Origin of the sequence: Vibrio misgurnus (genome assembly GCF_029635775.1) — a bacterium.
Lineage (GTDB): Bacteria > Pseudomonadota > Gammaproteobacteria > Enterobacterales > Vibrionaceae > Vibrio > Vibrio chanodichtyis.
The window spans coordinates 1,358,849-1,376,261 of record NZ_CP113241.1 but is presented as its reverse complement, the minus strand read 5'-3'; the positions used below and the strand labels follow the sequence as shown (position 1 = coordinate 1,376,261).

At 44.8% G+C, this 17,413-nt stretch carries 13 protein-coding genes; 5 read left to right on the top strand and 8 right to left on the bottom strand.

From position 1 onward, the window contains the following. Window positions 1-8: 8 nt before the first annotated feature. The gene (cls, locus tag OOK74_RS06455; protein ID WP_274721483.1) at window positions 9-1,463 is read right to left on the bottom strand and encodes a cardiolipin synthase; all 1,455 of its coding nucleotides are present in this window, start codon (window positions 1,461-1,463) and stop codon (window positions 9-11) included. Window positions 1,464-1,744: 281 nt separating this feature from the next. Between cls and OOK74_RS06450 the strand changes: the two genes are divergently transcribed. After that, complete coding sequence (locus OOK74_RS06450; protein WP_274721484.1) at window positions 1,745-3,079, top strand: sodium-dependent transporter; 1,335 nt, start codon at window positions 1,745-1,747, stop codon at window positions 3,077-3,079. Window positions 3,080-3,220: 141 nt separating this feature from the next. Then, window positions 3,221-3,964, top strand: coding sequence for a TIGR01621 family pseudouridine synthase (locus OOK74_RS06445; protein WP_274721485.1), 744 nt, complete (start codon window positions 3,221-3,223; stop codon window positions 3,962-3,964). A gap of 92 nt (window positions 3,965-4,056) precedes the next feature. Here OOK74_RS06445 and OOK74_RS06440 read toward each other — a convergent pair whose 3' ends face one another. The 7 genes from OOK74_RS06440 to OOK74_RS06410 form a co-directional block, all read right to left on the bottom strand. Then, a complete protein-coding gene (locus OOK74_RS06440) occupies window positions 4,057-5,088 on the bottom strand; it encodes an IS630 family transposase (protein ID WP_001927356.1) in 1,032 nt (343 codons plus the stop codon). A gap of 91 nt (window positions 5,089-5,179) precedes the next feature. Beyond that, window positions 5,180-5,623, bottom strand: a complete 444-nt coding sequence (locus OOK74_RS06435) for an META domain-containing protein (RefSeq protein WP_274721486.1) — start codon at window positions 5,621-5,623, stop codon at window positions 5,180-5,182. Window positions 5,624-5,747: 124 nt separating this feature from the next. Next, the gene (locus OOK74_RS06430) at window positions 5,748-5,963 is read right to left on the bottom strand and encodes a hypothetical protein (protein WP_274721487.1); all 216 of its coding nucleotides are present in this window, start codon (window positions 5,961-5,963) and stop codon (window positions 5,748-5,750) included. 163 nt (window positions 5,964-6,126) lie between these two features. Further along, entirely contained in the window at window positions 6,127-7,224 is a 1,098-nt protein-coding gene (locus OOK74_RS06425) for an ABC transporter permease (protein ID WP_274721488.1), read from the bottom strand. After that, window positions 7,221-8,147 carry an ABC transporter ATP-binding protein gene (locus OOK74_RS06420; RefSeq protein WP_274721489.1) on the bottom strand — a complete coding sequence of 309 codons (927 nt, stop codon included), beginning with the start codon at window positions 8,145-8,147 and terminating at the stop codon, window positions 7,221-7,223. The genes OOK74_RS06425 and OOK74_RS06420 overlap by 4 nt, the downstream gene beginning before the upstream one ends. A gap of 26 nt (window positions 8,148-8,173) precedes the next feature. Continuing rightward, window positions 8,174-9,124 carry an HlyD family secretion protein gene (locus OOK74_RS06415; RefSeq protein ID WP_274721490.1) on the bottom strand — a complete coding sequence of 317 codons (951 nt, stop codon included), beginning with the start codon at window positions 9,122-9,124 and terminating at the stop codon, window positions 8,174-8,176. Between the two features lie 219 nt (window positions 9,125-9,343). Then, window positions 9,344-10,597, bottom strand: coding sequence for an aromatic amino acid transport family protein (locus OOK74_RS06410; RefSeq protein WP_274721491.1), 1,254 nt, complete (start codon window positions 10,595-10,597; stop codon window positions 9,344-9,346). A gap of 334 nt (window positions 10,598-10,931) precedes the next feature. Between OOK74_RS06410 and OOK74_RS06405 the strand changes: the two genes are divergently transcribed. The 3 genes from OOK74_RS06405 (at window position 10,932) to OOK74_RS06395 (ending at window position 17,410) form a co-directional block, all read left to right on the top strand. Further along, window positions 10,932-11,795: a DMT family transporter gene (locus OOK74_RS06405; protein ID WP_274721492.1), complete on the top strand. Its 864-nt coding sequence runs from the start codon at window positions 10,932-10,934 to the stop codon at window positions 11,793-11,795. A 418-nt stretch (window positions 11,796-12,213) separates the two neighbouring features. Continuing rightward, window positions 12,214-15,645, top strand: a complete 3,432-nt coding sequence (locus tag OOK74_RS06400) for an ATP-binding protein (RefSeq protein WP_278183258.1) — start codon at window positions 12,214-12,216, stop codon at window positions 15,643-15,645. 4 nt (window positions 15,646-15,649) lie between these two features. Then, complete coding sequence (locus OOK74_RS06395; RefSeq protein WP_488356471.1) at window positions 15,650-17,410, top strand: EAL domain-containing protein; 1,761 nt, start codon at window positions 15,650-15,652, stop codon at window positions 17,408-17,410. Window positions 17,411-17,413: the final 3 nt, after the last annotated feature.

Below are 17,413 nucleotides of genomic sequence, written 5' to 3'. Positions count from 1 at the left end.
CTGCAAAATTATAGGAGTGGATTAAACAGATAAAACACACGCTCGAAAAATCGGTTGTGCCAAGGGCGTTGTTGCCACTCGGGGCTGATCACACAATCGGATTGGCTAATGTATTGCTGCTGTAGCCAATCCATTTGTTGTGTAAATTCAATATCATCCACCGCCAAAGTCAGTTCGAAATTCAGCCATAAGCTGCGCATATCTAAATTCACGGTACCGACTAAGCAAAATTGCTGATCAATCACGACCGATTTGGTATGCAATAAGCCGCCATCAAATTCATAGATCAGCACACCAGCTTCGAGTAACTCACTATAAAATGCTCGCGATGCCCACTGTACCATCAGTGAATCATTTTTTTTCGGAATGATAATCTCGACCTTGATCCCGCGTTGAGCAGTCATTTTTAAGGTCGCCAACAAATCGGCACTCGGCACAAAATATGGAGTAGTAATACAGACCGACTGATTCGCTTGGTTGATAGCTAAGGTGAGCACCTGAGAAATTAAATTTTCTGGCATGCCGGGGCCTGAGGGTACCACTTGGATTGGGTGATCCGGTTGGCGGGGCTCGATAGGACACTCTGGGCTGTTGGGGAGTTTACGTGAACCGGTTTCGACTTCCCAATCCCAACAATGAATCGCGGAGAGAACATTGACGGTGGGACCGGTGATGCGCACCATAATGTCAACCCATTGGCCGACACCGGAATTTTGTTTGAAGTAAGCCGGATCAACCATATTCATTGAGCCGGTGTAGGCAATTTTATCATCAATCACAATGATCTTACGGTGTTGGCGCAAATCTAAGCGGCGCAGGAAAATCCGCCAAGGACTGACTTCTAACGCTTGTACCACTTCAATGCCAGCGTCACGCATGATGGCGAGCCAAGGACTACGGAAAAAACGCGGGCTACCCGCAGAGTCGAGTAACAGCTTGACATCCACCCCACGTTTGGCCGCTTGAATTAATGCTTCCGCTACTGCGTCGGCTAAGCCACCGGGGTGCCAGATATAAAACACCATGCGAATTTGAAATTGGGCGCGTTGAATATCATCAATCACGGCATGGAGGATTTCATGCGGCGAATTGAGGAGTGATAAGGTATTGCCGCTTAATGCAGGAATACCCATGCGGTTATTGCACAGATCATCAATTCGCGCGATATGCGCCCCCATACCTTCGTGAACATGGGCTTGGCAATCATTTAGCGAGCGAAACCAGTCGCCAAACGGGGCAAACATCTCTTTGGCGCGTTCTGCTCTTTTGCGGCCAAGATTGAGTTCACCAAACAGGAAATAGCAAAACACGCCCACGATGGGAAGGATATAGATCACCATCAGCCAAGCCAGTGATACGCTGACGGCGCGTCGTTTGAGAACCACACGTATTGTGACACCTGCCACGAGTAACCAGTAGACAGCAATGCTGAGCAGTGTCAGGAAGTGATAAACCTTGTCCATGCGGATCCGATCATCAAGCAAAATTTAGTCATTGATAGTAAAGCCAAAGCATAGGAGAAGAAAGAGAAGAGTGTAAGATGACGGCTTTTGGTGAAGAAATAAACAAATGCACTAGAAAAGCACACTTCTAGTAGCAAAATAGACCGTTTGGGCTTCCAATCTTATTCTTAAACTGATTTACTTGCCATCCCACGAGGCTTAGTGAATATGCGATTGGGTGTAATTTTATTTTTACACTTGTTAGTGACTGTTCAGACAAACACAATTAATTGGTAGCAAATATGGCAAGTAGTTCTAGAGGTCAGTTTACCTCTCGATTCGGTTTTATTATGGCCGCAGCAGGTTCTGCGGTGGGGCTAGGTAACGTATGGGGATTTCCAACCCAAGCCGCGAGTAATGGTGGTGCCGTATTTCTGTTGGTCTATCTATGTATGGTGTTTTTACTGGCTTACCCAATGCTGGTGGCGGAGTTAACCATTGGTCGCTATGGGCAATCTAACCCGATCCGAGCATTTCGTGCCGTATGGCCAAAGGGCAAATTTTGTGCCATTTTACTCGGTATCGCGGGCATGATAGTGGTGTCGCTGATTTTGAGTTTTTATGCCATTGTGGCTGGCTGGCTGGTCGGTTCACTGTTTGGCGGTGGTTTAACTCTGCTTGGCGCAGAGAGTGCCAGCCAATGGCTAACCACTTTTAGCACTGAACGAAACCTGATTTTGATGGTGGCATTTATGGCGTTAACCATGTTTGTGGTGCGCAATGGTGTTGCCAATGGTATTGAAAAATGGTCGACCCGTTTAATGCCACTGTTGTTTATTTTGTTTGGTTTACTTACGGTGTACATTTTTACTCAGCTCGGAGCTATTGACGGACTGAAAATGTACTTAGTACCGGATATTAGCCACTTCACGCCAGGCGTAGTGGTCAATGCGATGGGGCAAGCCTTTTTCTCTTTGTCACTCGGTGTTTGTGTGATGACCACCTATGGCTCATACCTGAATAAAAATACCAACATACCGAAAACTGCGGCGCAAGTAGCCTTAATTGATACCAGTGTGGCGTTTATCGCCGGTTTAATGGTGTTACCGGCGATGTTTGTGGCCAAAAATAATGGCGTTGAGATTTTTTCTGCCTCGGGTGAGCTGCTTAACTCTGACACTTTAGTCTTTACTGTGCTGCCTGCTATGTTTGACAGCATGGGGGCTATCGGTGGTGTGATCGGGATGATCTTCTTCTTATTGATGATTATCGCCGCGCTCACTTCATCGATTTCGATGTTGGAAGTTCCAGTCGCTTGCGCAGTGGAAGAGTTACAGCAAAAACGTACTACCGCAGTGCTGTGGATTGGCAGCTTAGTCATGCTCATTTCAGGGGGGATTGTGCTGAATTTCTCGAGCATGTTTGGCTTTGTGATTGAGCTGACGACGGTTTATTCACAACCAATCATTGCGTTGCTGATCACTTTAATCGCAGGCTGGATTTGGAATCGTCACCAGATCCTCTCTGAGTTGCAGCAAGGTTACCCAGAGATAGCCAACAGCTGGTTTTGGAAGATTTGGCCTTGGTATGTGCGCTTAGTATGCCCAATCTTGATGCTGATGGTGTTCTTTGCCTAATCAGTCACCCTACCAACGTTAGATAAAGCCGCCTTTGTGCGGCTTTTTACTGCCATCGTTAAACCCACGTCGATGCGTGTGATTATTGGTTGGTGGAGCGAGGCTTTGCAGTATAATCGCGCCGTAAAGTGAGGCGTATTTATGTTTGATATTCTGTTTACCCATCCCGATTTTTTGTTGATCAACAAACACCCTAATGTGTCAGTGCATAAAGATGATGGCGATACTATGTTGCTGCAAGAGGTGGCTGAGCGCAGCGGGGATCGCCAGCTGTACTTAGTGCATCGGTTAGACAAAATGACCTCCGGCATTTTATTGCTGGCACGTAATGCCGCCGCGGCAAGCGAGCTTGCACAAGGTTTCGCCCAGCGTAAGGTTGCAAAATTTTATCTCGCCATTGGCAGTAAAAAGCCGAAGAAAAAACAGGGTTTGATTAGCGGTGATATGCAGCGTTCGCGTCGTTCAGCTTGGATGCTTCTCAACTCTCAGCATAATCCGGCGGTCACCCAATTTTTTTCTGCCTCTGCCACTCAGGGAGAGCGACTATTTTTGTGTAAACCTCATACCGGTAAAACGCACCAAATACGGGTAGCATTAAAATCGATTGGCTCCGCAATTGTCGGTGATCCGATTTATAACGCTGGGCAGACTGCTGATCGCGGTTATCTACACGCCTTTGCACTGCGTTTTACTTATCAAGGTGAGGCTTACCAATGGCTGTGCGATCCGCGTCAGTTTGCACATCTTGGTGATAAATGGCAGCAGCCAGAAGTGAGTCAAACACTCGATGGATGGTTAACGCCATGGGACTTAGCTTGGCCGGAGCTAAAACTAGGTTCCTCGCGCGTTAAGGCTGAAATCTGCCCGATAAAATCCAACCCTTAGTTTGCTTGTATGAGGTTTGGCTCGGGAGAAACAATAACGGCAGCCATTGGCTGCCGTTAAACATAAAGCTATCAATATATGAATATACCGAATCAACTTGAAGATGCTGGCTTGAGAACCTGAAAATTATCATTAATTCGAGATGTCAAAGAGCCTGCGATCTCTGGAAGAGTCACTGCAAAAAATTGGTCTATTGCCGCCTTGAAGTCCCGTTTTCTTTTGAAGTAAACGTTGTTCCTCGACTTCTCATTCATTACTTTCCATAGCCGCTCGATTGGGTTGAGGTTTGGACTGTAAGGTGGAAGATAATGCAGTTCAATATTCAGGACAAACGCCGCATCTTTGACTAAGTCACTGCGGTGATATCCCGCACCATCCAAGATGATATGAAGCTTATGAGCTAAGGGATAACTCTTTCTTAACTCACAGAAAAAGCGAACAATCGATTCACTGTTAATGCTCTCATAGTTGTGAACAATGGTTGCTCCAATATCCGACAAGTTCAGTGCGCCAATAATGTTCAATCGGCTACGATTACCCGTTGTTTCAATCACTTTATCCTGACCAGTTCGTATCCAGCCATGAGATATTTTTGTTGATAGTGTTGGGTGAACTGCGTCGATAAAGACTATCGATTCATCCTTGCCACAGCTTGCCTTTAACGCTTCATAAGCCTCTATAAATGCTTGCTGTTGTGCTTCATCAAACTTGTGTGGTACGCCTTTCGGTTGCTTGTAGCTAAAACCATTGTGGTGAAGCCATTTATTCATACCAGAAACCGTGTAATCCAGTCCAAATGTCTCTTTAACGTAAGTGACAATTTGATGCGTATGAGAATAGGTTTTCTCAGTCAAATGCTCGATTAGGTGCATGGTTTGAGTAGCAGAAAGCTTGCTTTGGCTTCCGCCATTTTCAGGCTTAAGTTTTTCAGAAAGAACGTAGTCGCTGAGATGACGAGCAACGGTCGATTCATGAATACGAAGAGCTTGTGAAATCATAGTCTGACTCCAGCCTTCAGAAGCCAGCAAAACAGCCTTAATACGGTCGCAAACTCGACTATCACGTTCAATGTCGTGCATTTGTTCGAGTTGCAGTTTCTGTTGAGGAGTCAGTGTAATTTTCATGGTTCGTAGCATGACCCTGATTCTATCGAAAATCAAGCATCTTCAATGATCACGGGTATACACAATACCAGAAATGGCCATCAACCGAAAATCAGTTCACCCAATCACGCAGGGTAAATGTCAGGGTATGGACATCATTTTTCAGCGTCAAAGTCTGGTTGGTTAAGGTGATGGTGCTCCAATCGCTTAAGGTTTTTGATACCATTTGCTCAGTATCCATCATCTCAGGCAGACACATTTTCATGGTCATGCCCATTTTCTCAATTCGAAATTGATTATCCTTGAGCTCGGCTTTGCCAAAGAAGTTGTTACAGCCCGCATTACCACTGGCCATCATTTGTTCGCCAATTTCTAAACGTGGTGCTTGATGCTGTTCATCTTTCGTCACATCTTTACCATCAATTTGCACCAGTTGCCAATTGTGATGTTGAAGATCTTGAACGGTAATCTGTTGATGATTATTGTTGCTCGCACAAGCACTGATTAGCACAGGCAGGGTGATTGCGGCGAGTAATGATTTGGAACTAAAATTCATAATATTCACTCCGAGGCTGGAAATTGGCACAGTATAATCAATAAAACACTGTTCTTGTCAGTATCCGGTGATGTTGTCTATGAAAATTTGAACCTAGTCGCTTTATTGAACGGTGTTCACTGGATTACGCTGACCACGAATCACTCACCCAGCCACCTACGTGATCATCGTAGTGATTGCCAGCAAATTTGTGCGGTTGCTTGGCACTCGGCTTTTTAACTTGATGCATCACTTCATAGATATAACGGGCCATCGGATCACTGCAATTGTCCACTTGCTGTTTACGCAGGGCGACTTGTTTAATCATGTTCAGACGATAGTTTTTACTGCTGCGTTTCATTGGCAAACCTCCGTTTTTTGATCGACGAATTAAAAACCTAGAACTCACTCGCTCTATCGTCAATGATGATTTGCCGTACATTTTCTAATGGAATTTAAGCGTGTGATTAGGCTATCCCTTTCATAATATTCAGTTCAATAACGCAGTTTGCCCAATTTGGGGCTTAATCGAGCGATTTTTTAAAGCGTAATGATGCAATCACTAATCCAAACAAAGTGAATAGCGCTAACCAGAGGGTATCGCGCCATAAATCGATTAAGTCCGCGCCGCGTAATACAATTCCACGGATCAAACGCATAAAGTGGGTGGCTGGTAAGATTTCGGCGATCCATTGCGCCGCAATAGGCATTCCTTCATAGGGAAAAACAAATCCGGAAAGCAGAATCGAAGGCAGTAAAATAAACACTGTCATCTGCATGGCTTGCAATTGGGTTATGGCGATGGTTGAAATCACTAAACCTAGAGTTAGGCTGGCACAGATAAACAGCAGAGTGCCCAATAAAATCTGGCTTAACGAACCATTGATCGGCACAGCAAAGATCATGTGTCCTAAGCCGAGAATTATCGCTACTTGGATCAGCCCAATAAAAATGTAAGGTACGATTTTACCGATCATCAGTTCAATAGAATGTACTGGTGTTGTGATCAGTAGCTCTAGATTACCGCGCTCCCGTTCGCGCACAATCGCTGCGCTAGTAAATAAAATCATGGTCATGGTTAAAATAACCCCGAGCAGACCAGGCACAATATTAACCGCGGAACGGCGGCTAGGATTATAGAGTAAGGTCATTTGAAAAGTGGGGGTGCTTGGTGATGTTAACATGCGCGCAGAGTCGCTAACCGGCATATTTTTTAACCCAGATAACGCACTGGCGATCATGGTATCTGAGCCATCAACTAACCATTGGCCGAGTTCTCGTTGCTGTTGGCTACGGGTTGATAAATCTTTAGGCAAGATCAGAGCCGCGCGAATTTCACCGCTTTCGATCGCTTGTTCTGCTGCTGTTACCGTGAGGTAGGCCTGTTTCACGGTCACCACTTGAGTGACTTTAACCGATTCGACCAACCAACGGCCAAAGGTTGAATGGCTTTGATCGACGATACCAATCGGAATATTGCGCACATCGGTGTTGATGGCAAATCCAAACAGCAGTAGCTGAATTAATGGGATCATCACTACCATGCCGAAAGTCAGGCGATCGCGGGCGAGTTGACGAAATTCTTTGAGGAGTACAGCTTTAATCCGAAATAGGCTGTTCATTGACGCCCCTTACCGGTGACGGTGACAAACACGTCCTCTAGACTCGGGCGTGCTAGGGTTAACTCGGCGTTGGTTAAGTAGGGGATAGTGCTGCGTAGCCATCCAATAGGCTCACTGATTTGGTGATCGATCAAGACGCGTAAGCGAATGCCCAATTGAGCGGCTGAACGAACCGGCGCTAAGCTCAGCAAGTGTTGTTTTAAGTGACGAAGTTCCGGTGCTTTAATTTCGATCACGTTGACGCCCATCTGTTGCATCAATTTTTCTGGCTCACCATCTGCGCGAATTTCACCAGCTTCCATTATGGCTAAACGATGGCAGCGTTCCGCTTCATCCATATAGTGCGTCGTCACTAAAATGGTGGTACCCAGTGCTGAGAGATCAAACAGCTGTTCCCAAAACTCTCGGCGGTTTTCTGGATCAACCGCTGAAGTCGGTTCATCCAGAAACAACAATTCAGGATGATGCATGGTGGCCGCCGCCAGAGCCAAACGCTGCTTTTGTCCACCACTCATGCCCGATACGCGCTGTTTACTGCGCTGATCTAATCCATAGGTTTTGAGCTGGATTTGGGTACGCTGCTTAAGCTGTAGGCGGTTCATACCGAAAATTTGGCCGATAAATTGCAAATTCTCTTCGATGGTCAGATCGTCATACAGTGAAAACTTTTGGGTCATGTAGCCAATTTTTAGACGTAACCGCTCAGATTGTTTGGGAATCGATAATCCAAGCACATTCACTTGCCCCGAAGTAGGTTGCAGCAAACCAGTTAACACGCGGATCATGGTTGATTTACCACAGCCATTGGGACCTAAAAAACCGTAAATGCTACCACGTTCAACGTTGAGATTAATGTTATCTATCGCCGTGAATGCGCCAAATCGTTTAACCACCTGTTCAGCGCAGATTGCGTAATCGCTCATCAAGGCTCCTTAGCGTAAATTGCTCCTTAGGGTAAATCGACTTGTGCCGCTAGACCGGAAGGTAGTTGGTGGGCGGAGATTGGTAAATCGACTTCAGCGAGAAACATTAAGCGTGAGCGCTCTTGCTCGGTTAGGGCGTAATAGGGCGTAAAGCTTGGCTCATTAGCAATCCAGCGCACTTGGCCTTGTAACGCCTCGTGGATCCCATCGACATGTACCGTTACGCTCTGACCGACCGCAAATCGTGCCAGTGCAGTTTGTGGCACATAGACTCGTGCATAAGGCGTACGATCTGCTTGTACTATTGCCACTACTGCATCACTGTTGACCCGCTCACCAACCTGGTAGGGCAAACTATCAAGGATCCCATCACGAGTTGCGATGATGGTTAATTCCTCCAGCAGGTGTTGTTGCAGCGCGACATTCGCTTGCGCCGCCGCTAGCTCGGCTGTGGCTTGCTCAATATCTTCCATGCGAGCCCCTGCGGTCAATTTGCTCAACTCTTCGTGGGCAGAAGCTCGTTCGGCATGAGCTGAATCACGGGCAGCGCGCGCACTATCAAGTTCAGACTGACTGATCGAGCGCTTAGTGAGTAATTCAGTTTTGCGGGTTAAGGTAATTTCTGCCTCTTGATAGAAAGCTTGGGCCTTGGCGACGCGAGCCTTGGCGGCGGCAATATCTTCTAGCCGTTCACCATGGATGAGTTTATTGAGCGCAGCTTGGGCTTTTGTTTGCTCAGCAAGTGCTTGGTTGAGCAAAATCGATTGTCTACGGTTATCAAGCTTAAGCAAAATATCACCGGTTTTGACAGGGGCACCTTGTGCTAAGGGTTGCGCTCGGATCCACTCACTACTGGTGGCGCGAAAAGTGATGCGATCACGTTCCAAGGTGCCTAACGCTTGGGGTGGGGTATCCGGTGAGCAAGCTGTTAGCAGTAGTAGCGGGCATAATGTGGTAATGGTCAGAAATCGATTCATTGTTTCACCATCTACTCTTTAATCATTAACTTGAGTGTAGGTGGTGTGAAAAGCACTATGCTCGGATTTTGCGCAACTTTGTGATCGATCTTTGTGAACGATTGAGCTCGATTTATGCCATCAAAATCTGGTGCGATAAAATTCGGCTCCCTGATGGGAGCCGTTGAGTGAGCCGAAGCGAGGGTTTAGCTCAATCGATGAGTGAGCGAAATAAACACTTTAACCCAATAAGCTGTACAGCAGAGCAGATACGGCCAGTAGACCAATCAACAAGACAAACAAGGTACTGATATGTTTTTGGTACTGGCGCAATGCTGGGACTTTAAATACCGCGATCATCGGCATGATAAACAGAATCATCGCGATGACCGGGCCAGACAGCGCTTCCATCATCCCTAGAATGCTCGGGTTGATGATGGCGGCAATCCAAATAGTGATAAACAGAAAGGCGATGGTGATCCTCTCAGCCAAGCGCAGTGACACGCGGCAGTTTTTAGTGAGTAGCCCCGATAAGCTTTCACGAGCACCAAGGAAATGGCCTAAGAAAGATGAGGTAATCGCAATAAAAGCGACCAATGGGCCTAGTGTGGCGATAAATGGGTTATCGGTGACGTTGGCCAGATAAGTCAGCACTGAAACATTTTGTGCTTTGGCTTGTTGCAGCGCTTGTGGCGACAATGCCAGCACACAAGAGATGACAAACAGCAGCACAAACAGAATCAATATCACGCTGGTGTTACGCAAAATTTGTTCGGATTTGTATTCAGCCTGTGAACCATAATGACGGCGCTGAATATTGGCAAAGCTTGAAATGGCCGCGGCATGGCTGAAAGAGAACACTACCACCGGGATCGCCAGCCACACGGTGTGCAAAAATGTACTGGTTGGCGGAAAATCCCAGCTTGGCATTGACCAATAAGGAATTAAATACAGCGAAAGTAGCGCGAGAATCGCCGCGAGCGGGTAGACCATCACCGCAAAAGTGCGCAGCATAATTTTTTCACCACTGAGCATAATCGCGATTAAAGCAAATACCAGTACCCCAGACAGTAGGGCGCGTGGCGGTGATACCATTTCTGCTTGATTGACTAAAAAGCTATCCACAGTGTTGGTCAAGCCAACGCCATAGATCAGCAAAATCGGAAAAATCGATAGAAAATAGAGCAGCGAGATTAAACGTCCGGCATTTTGACCAAAATGCTCTTCCACCACATCGGTAAAATCGGCATTAGGACGTCGCGATGAAAGCACAAAGCGCGCCAGCCCACGGTGTGATAAATAGGTCATTGGGAACGCTAATAGCGCCATCAGAACCAAAGGCCAAAAACCGCCTAAACCAATATTGATCGGTAAGAATAAAATGCCGGCTCCGACTGCGGTACCGAATAGGCTCAGCAGCCAATAGGTGTCGTGTTGGGTCCATTGTGCGGTCTGTTCAGCACTAAAATGGGTTACTTCCTGAGAGTCTTTCACTAAAAAATCACTTATCTAAAAATAATAATGTGGCGGATCCTACTCCTATTAGTTGTTATGATCATTTTGTGATACTGGTGATAAGCACTGCCATTTTGTCTTGCTGTTAGTTTTCAAATTGTGAAAATTTTCAAAAGTTGGATAATTGTTCTTTATTCTTGGTTTGATTCTGGTTTTTAATGCTAAAAAATCATATTTTTTAGTAAGTTTGATTGTTTGCTTGGTTTTTGTACAAACACTAGGGTAAGGAGACTAAACAGGGTATCGATACTGGTATGCAGCATCGATTTAGCGCACAATCAGCCCCACGACTCACCGATTGAATAAGCGATTAATGCGTACACGTTTTCCCGCTGAGCTACTGCTAGTTGTTACCACCTTGTTGGCCGCTGGTGGTTGGGTTTTCTCCAAGCAAGCCATTCAAGAGCTTCCCCCTTTTGGTTTTATTGGCTTGCGCTTTGTTGCCGCCTCACTTTGCTTGCTACCATTTTGTTTTTCAGCATTAAAACAAGCTTCACGTCAGGCGTGTCTACAATCGATCGGGGTTGGCTTGTTACTGGCAATTTCACTGTTTTGTTGGATCCATGCCATTTCGCTCAGCGCTACCTTAGGTGAAGGCGCATTTATTATGAGCCTGTCGATGCTGTTTGTACCATTGCTAGCTTGGCCTATTTTTGGTCAGCGCCCGATCCGCGCGTTTTGGCTTTCGTTGCCCGTTGCCGTGATAGGGCTATTTCTATTAGCTTGGAATGGTACATGGCAATTTGCGGCGAATCAGCTATGGTTTTTAGCCGCTTCTTGTTGCTTGGCACTGCACTTTAATTTTAATAGCCGCTTCTCTAGCCAACTGCCGCCAATGCTATTGACCACGCTACAATTGTTCACTACAGGATGTTTAGGCATCACTTTATCCTGGTTCACCGAGAGCTGGCCGACAACCGTGAGTATGATCACTTGGCAATGGTTTGCACTGAGTGTGCTATTGGCGACCAGTTTGCGCTATTTACTGCAAACCATCGGCCAGAAAAGCGCGAACCCAACCAATGCCGCACTACTAATGCTGCTTGAGCCAGTATGGACTTTAGTACTGAGTGTGGTGATTTATCATGAAAGCATGCCGTTTAATAAGTTGCTTGGCTGTGGATTCTTATTAGTCTCTTTACTGTTCTACCGGTTGGGTTTATTAAGATTACGTTAGTGATTATTGTTCTGATGAGTTAGAGCGATAACAGAAAAGCAGCGCCAGATAGCTTAAATTCAAGATGAGCTTGTTAATTACAATTAGCATTGCTGGCTAATGCATTTTTTGCGATTTATTGGTTTTTATTATTTGTAGGAAAATTCTTGCAAGGCATTCTATATTCTTAAATTAATTCAATTTACTTTCAAGCTTTTCAAATAATACCATTTGCTCATTTTATGACTATTACATTATGATGTTGGATATAAATGTGATCCCTGCCATAGGTTGGTAATAGTTGAAACGATATTTCTTTACATTGTTGTTAAGTCTTTTTGTGACAACTGCAGTTGCTGCAGACTACCTAGACCCTAGTGAGCGCGAGTATCTCAAAAATAAATCTACAATTACTATCGCGGCGCTGACGGACGTATGGATGCCTTATTGGGGTGGTTCTGTGCAAGCTCCGATAGGGATTGAACATGATTTTGCCTCGGCTCTTGCCCAAAAGCTCGGGGTTGCAATTGATTATAAAGAATTTAATTCCGTAGAAGCCGTACTCAATGCGGTGAAGATGGGCCATGCCGACATGGTGATAGGTTTTGCACAAACACCAGAGCGGGAAGGTGAATTTTTATTTTCTGAACCATTATATGAAAATTTACTGGTAATCTGGTTACGCGAAAACAGTATGGCAGAAAGACCATTTGAAAGTTTAAGATGGGTTTGTATTAAAGGTACGTCGTATTGTGAAATGCTAAAAAAACGCGGCTATCCGAATACGATTATCGCGCCTAATTACACCAGTTCAGTACAAATGATCCGCCAAGGTGTAGCCGATGCGACGATTACTAATTACGTTTCATTAAATCATTTTTTAAGCCAAAATAGTTTTGCTTTAGGCAAGGTTATTTTTGAACCGGAATTAGGTTCGCAAATTAATCGTGTGTTAGTTAATATTGATGAGCCATTATTGCTTTCTGCGATAAATAAAGTGATAGAAGCAGATAAAAATGGATTGACACAGAATAAATTAAATTCGGCTGATATTTATTTTCTTAATGATCAAGAAAATTTAAAAATCTTACGTAATAAGACAGTGGATTCTATTGTTCGTTATACCGTTCAGGATGATTTTTTTCCGATATCCTATTGGGATGAAAAAGAGAAAAAATACAAAGGTTATATACACGATATAATAGAAAGGATGGAATCTAAAAGTATCTTAAAATTTGAATTTGTTCCTGCTTATGGTCGAGATGTCGATGAGCTGTTGCGGCTTGGTCAAGTGGATTTAGTGCCATTTTATAATATGGACTATATCGATGCGCGTGATTTTATTCACACGGGGAAATATACCCAAATTGAATTTGGCTATATTAAAACTACCAAGCCTTATACTACACAAATTACGGGTATTCTTGATCGCTCCGGAAAGTTTAATCTCCAGCTCGCTAATCAAATGGATTTGGCGAATATTAAAATTTACCGCACACTGAATGAATTAGAGCAGGCATTAAATAGTGGTCAAGTGACGCATGGTTTACTGAATAATGTATTGATTAATCAGATGTTGATTGATGGAAATCAAGATTCATTCACACTGGTATCGCCGACCTCTAGCCAAAATCTGAGTGCCGATATTACGATGTTGGTTGGTAAGGATGCATACGGTTTACAAAGTATGCTGCAAAAGCTATTGGCGACCTTTAGTCAAGCAGAAATTAATGCACTTAAAGCCAATTACGATCGTGTGACGGTACATTTGGGTTACGACAAACAGCAAGTGCTAATTTCCGCTTTGGTGATTTTATGTATTGTGCTGAGTTTCGGTCTTATACTAACTATTTCTCTTTATCATATGCGTATAAAATTACGTAGCTCAGAGCAAGTAGCCCAATTATCATTCGGTCAATTACGCTGGTTGATGGTGTTACTTGATGCGATCCCGAATATGATTTTTATTTCCGATCAAAAAGGGGAAGTGATATTAGCTAATGCAGCTTACCGAAACAGTTACCAAACCTGCTGTAATAATGCGTGTATACAGCAACGACCAGAATGCGCTTTTATAGGTTTACCTCCAGAGGTAGATGCTGAATATTCGATGGTTATTCAAGTACCAGAGACCAACTGCTCCATCGGTGGATGCCATTTTCATGTCATGCGGCGGGCGATTTATCATCCGATCAGTCAGCAGCAAGTGTATTTGACCCTATTTAACGATATTTCTGAACTCAAACAAACTGAGCAGGCACTGCGTGATTCTAGCCAACAAGCGTTGCAGGCAGTAGAAGCACGTAACCATTTTATGGCGGTAATTAGCCATGAATTGCGTACCCCGATTGCGGCGATGCTTGGCTTGATGGAATTACTTGCTGATCGCTTAAAAAATAGTGAGAGTCAATTACTATTGACTAATGCGATCAGCTCGGCTGAGCGATTAAATTCGCACGTCAATGATATTCTGGACTTTTCTAAAATTGAGGCACAGCAATTACAACTCGATATTGCCCAATACAATTTAGCTGATGAGCTTGGGCCTTTATTACGTGGCTTTGAAGCCAGTGCTAAAATCAAACAAGTTGAGTTTGAAGTAATTTGGGCTCCTAGTGCATTATTATTGGTCAATTTCGATGCATTACGTTTTAACCAAATTGTAACCAATCTACTTTCTAATGCACTCAAGTTTACCGAGCAAGGGCGGGTAGTGGTCAAAGTTGAGGTGGCCGATCAACACCTTAGTATAGTGGTAGAAGATACCGGTTATGGTATGACTCAAGCTCAAATCGATTCGATCTTTACTCCCTTTGTGCAAGCCGATAGCAGCATTACTCGCCGATTTGGTGGTACTGGGTTAGGGATGTCGATTGTGTCTAATTTGATTGAGCTGATGCAGGGCAATATTGAAATTAATAGTCAATTTGGTCAAGGGACTCAAATCCGAGTCACTTTGCCAGTGCCCGTTGCACCCTGTGGCGAATTCCAACATCAAGTTCTGGCAATCTCGCACCGCTCACCTTATCTGTTGTGGGCTCAAGTATTAGGTATTCGAGTTGCAGGTAGTCAGTATTGGGTTGAAAAAAGTAGCCATAATATTTACCCAGACCTCTTGCTTAACAAGGTTCGAGCCACGATGAATTCGATCGGTGAACAATCTGAATCCACTCAGCTACAAGGTCACATTTTAGTTGCCGATGATGATCCCATTAACCGTTTATTGATGAGAAAGCAGTTAAGCCAACTAGGCATTAGCGCAACCTTAGTCAGCGATGGTCGCCAAGCATTCGACAAGCTCGCCGCACACCCCGAGCAGTATGATTTATTGATTACTGACTGCCACATGCCAGAGTTGGATGGTTTTAGCTTGACCCGCAAAGTCAAACAAGAGATCCCTCAATTCCAAGGGGTTGTGATTGGTTGTACCGCGGAAGATTCGCGTTTGGCGGCCGAGCAGGCTGAGCAGTCGGGTATGGATAAAGTGATTTATAAGCCGTACAGCTTGATGACTCTGAGAGAAACCTTGAGCCTTTATTTGACAACTCAAGTGGTGGGTGTTGTAGCTAGCGCGTGGTTAGAGGCCTATGAGCCGGATGAACAGCAAGAGATGGCATCGGTGGTGGTAGATTCTTTTACTCAGGACATAGCATTATTGAATCAAGCTGACTGTGATGTTAAAGCGCTTGCGCACCGGATTAAAGGCGCGGCGGGAGCTTTGCAACTATCACAACTGGCAGAACTCGCAAAAACCGTGGAAAAACAAAACTCACCACAACAACTGGTGGTAGATAAACAGCAATTGATCAATGCCATGTATGAAGTCGTCGAGCAGGCACAGCAGTGGCTTAATCAGCATCAGAGCGAATAACGTGATGAAAATACTGATAGTGGAAGATGATCGGATTCAGGCAACTAGTCTGAAACTTAAATTAAGGCAACTTGGGTTGCATGAGGTGATTTGGGCTGAAAATGGAATGGCCGCGCTAGCCTTATGTAACACTGTGAGCGTTGATTTGATGTTTTGTGATATTCGCATGCCACAAATGGATGGCATCAGTTTGTTATCACAACTGAGTCAACAAGTGCCCAATTTAGGGGTAGTGGTGGTGAGTGCGGTTGAGGATGCCATTCTTGAGTTGACCCGTAATATGTGCAGTTTGGCCGGTTTTCCTTATGTGGATTGTTTAGCCAAACCTTATGCCCTAGATTCGCTACAGCGAGTTATCGACAGCTTCAATAAGCAAGTTCAAGCGGAGGATGAGCGTGAACGTTACTCAACGCTGAGTTTAACTAAGGATGAAATTAAACACGCTTTTGAGCATGATTATATTTTTAATTATTATCAACCGCAGTTTGATTTTCGCACTGGGGCAATGGTTGGGGTCGAAGCGTTGGTGCGTTATCAGCATCCAGTGCACGGTACGCTCAGCCCTGCGGTGTTTTTACCGCTGATTGAGCAATGTGGTTTGCATGATCAGCTATTTTTAACCGTACTTGAAAAGTCGATTTCTGCACTGGCAAGTATTGGCGCCGATTTGCAGCTTTCGATCAACATTAGCCAATCTAATTTGCAGCAAGCGATTTGCGATCCGATCCTTGCGATTTGTGAACAACACCATTTTGCGCCTAGCCAATTGACTTTAGAGCTGACCGAACATGAAGTTTACAACGGCACTATGACCTCGCTCGCCAATCTAGCTCGACTGCGCATGTATGGTGTCGGTTTGTCGATTGATGATTTTGGCACTGGCTACGCTTCATTAGCGCAACTGGCGCAATTACCGTTTACTGAGCTGAAAATTGACCGTAGTTTTGTGCACGATCTAGCCACCAATTACAAACATCAGCAATTGACTAATATGTGTCTTTTGTTGGCGCAATCTTTGGGTTTACATTGTGTGGTAGAAGGGGTTGAAACTGAAGAAACGTGGCAATACTTACGCCATCTTGGGGTGGATACTTGCCAAGGTTATTACGCAGCTAAGCCGATGCCGATTGCACAACTGAGTGAGCTGTATAGCAAAAATCGTCATCAGCACCTTGATGGTCAGAGCATGGATAATGGTTGGCAAATTTTGTTGGTCGACAGCCAAATGACCAGTGCACAGGCCTTACAAAAAATTTTGCGCAAAGCGGTCAATGTTAGCCAAGTGTTTATTGCGCAGGATGTTGAACAAGCTCAGCATATATTGCGTGATTTACCGATCAATCTGCTGGTGGTGGAAAGTAAGTTGTTATCAGCGCTTGAAGCGAGTGAATTTCGTGACTACCTTGCCCTTGATTATCAAGGGGCGTCTATGGTGTTACAAGATAGCTTAGTCATCGAGGATCTATCCTGTGAGGGGATCGCAACGATTGTGAAAGCGAGCACCTTAGCGGAAACGGCCAATCGTATTTTGCAGCAAGCCGAGCGCAGTAATTCACACTTACTCAGTACCCCAAATGGACTCGAGCAGCTTTCAGAACGAGAGCTAACGGTGGCTAAGATGCTCGTCGAAGGGCAGTCCAACAAACAAATTGCTCTGCAACTGGATATTAACCAAAAAACCGTCAGCACCTATAAAACTCGGGTTATGACTAAATTAGGTATTAAATCAGCCGTTGAGCTGGTTCGATTTATAACAATAAAATAGATT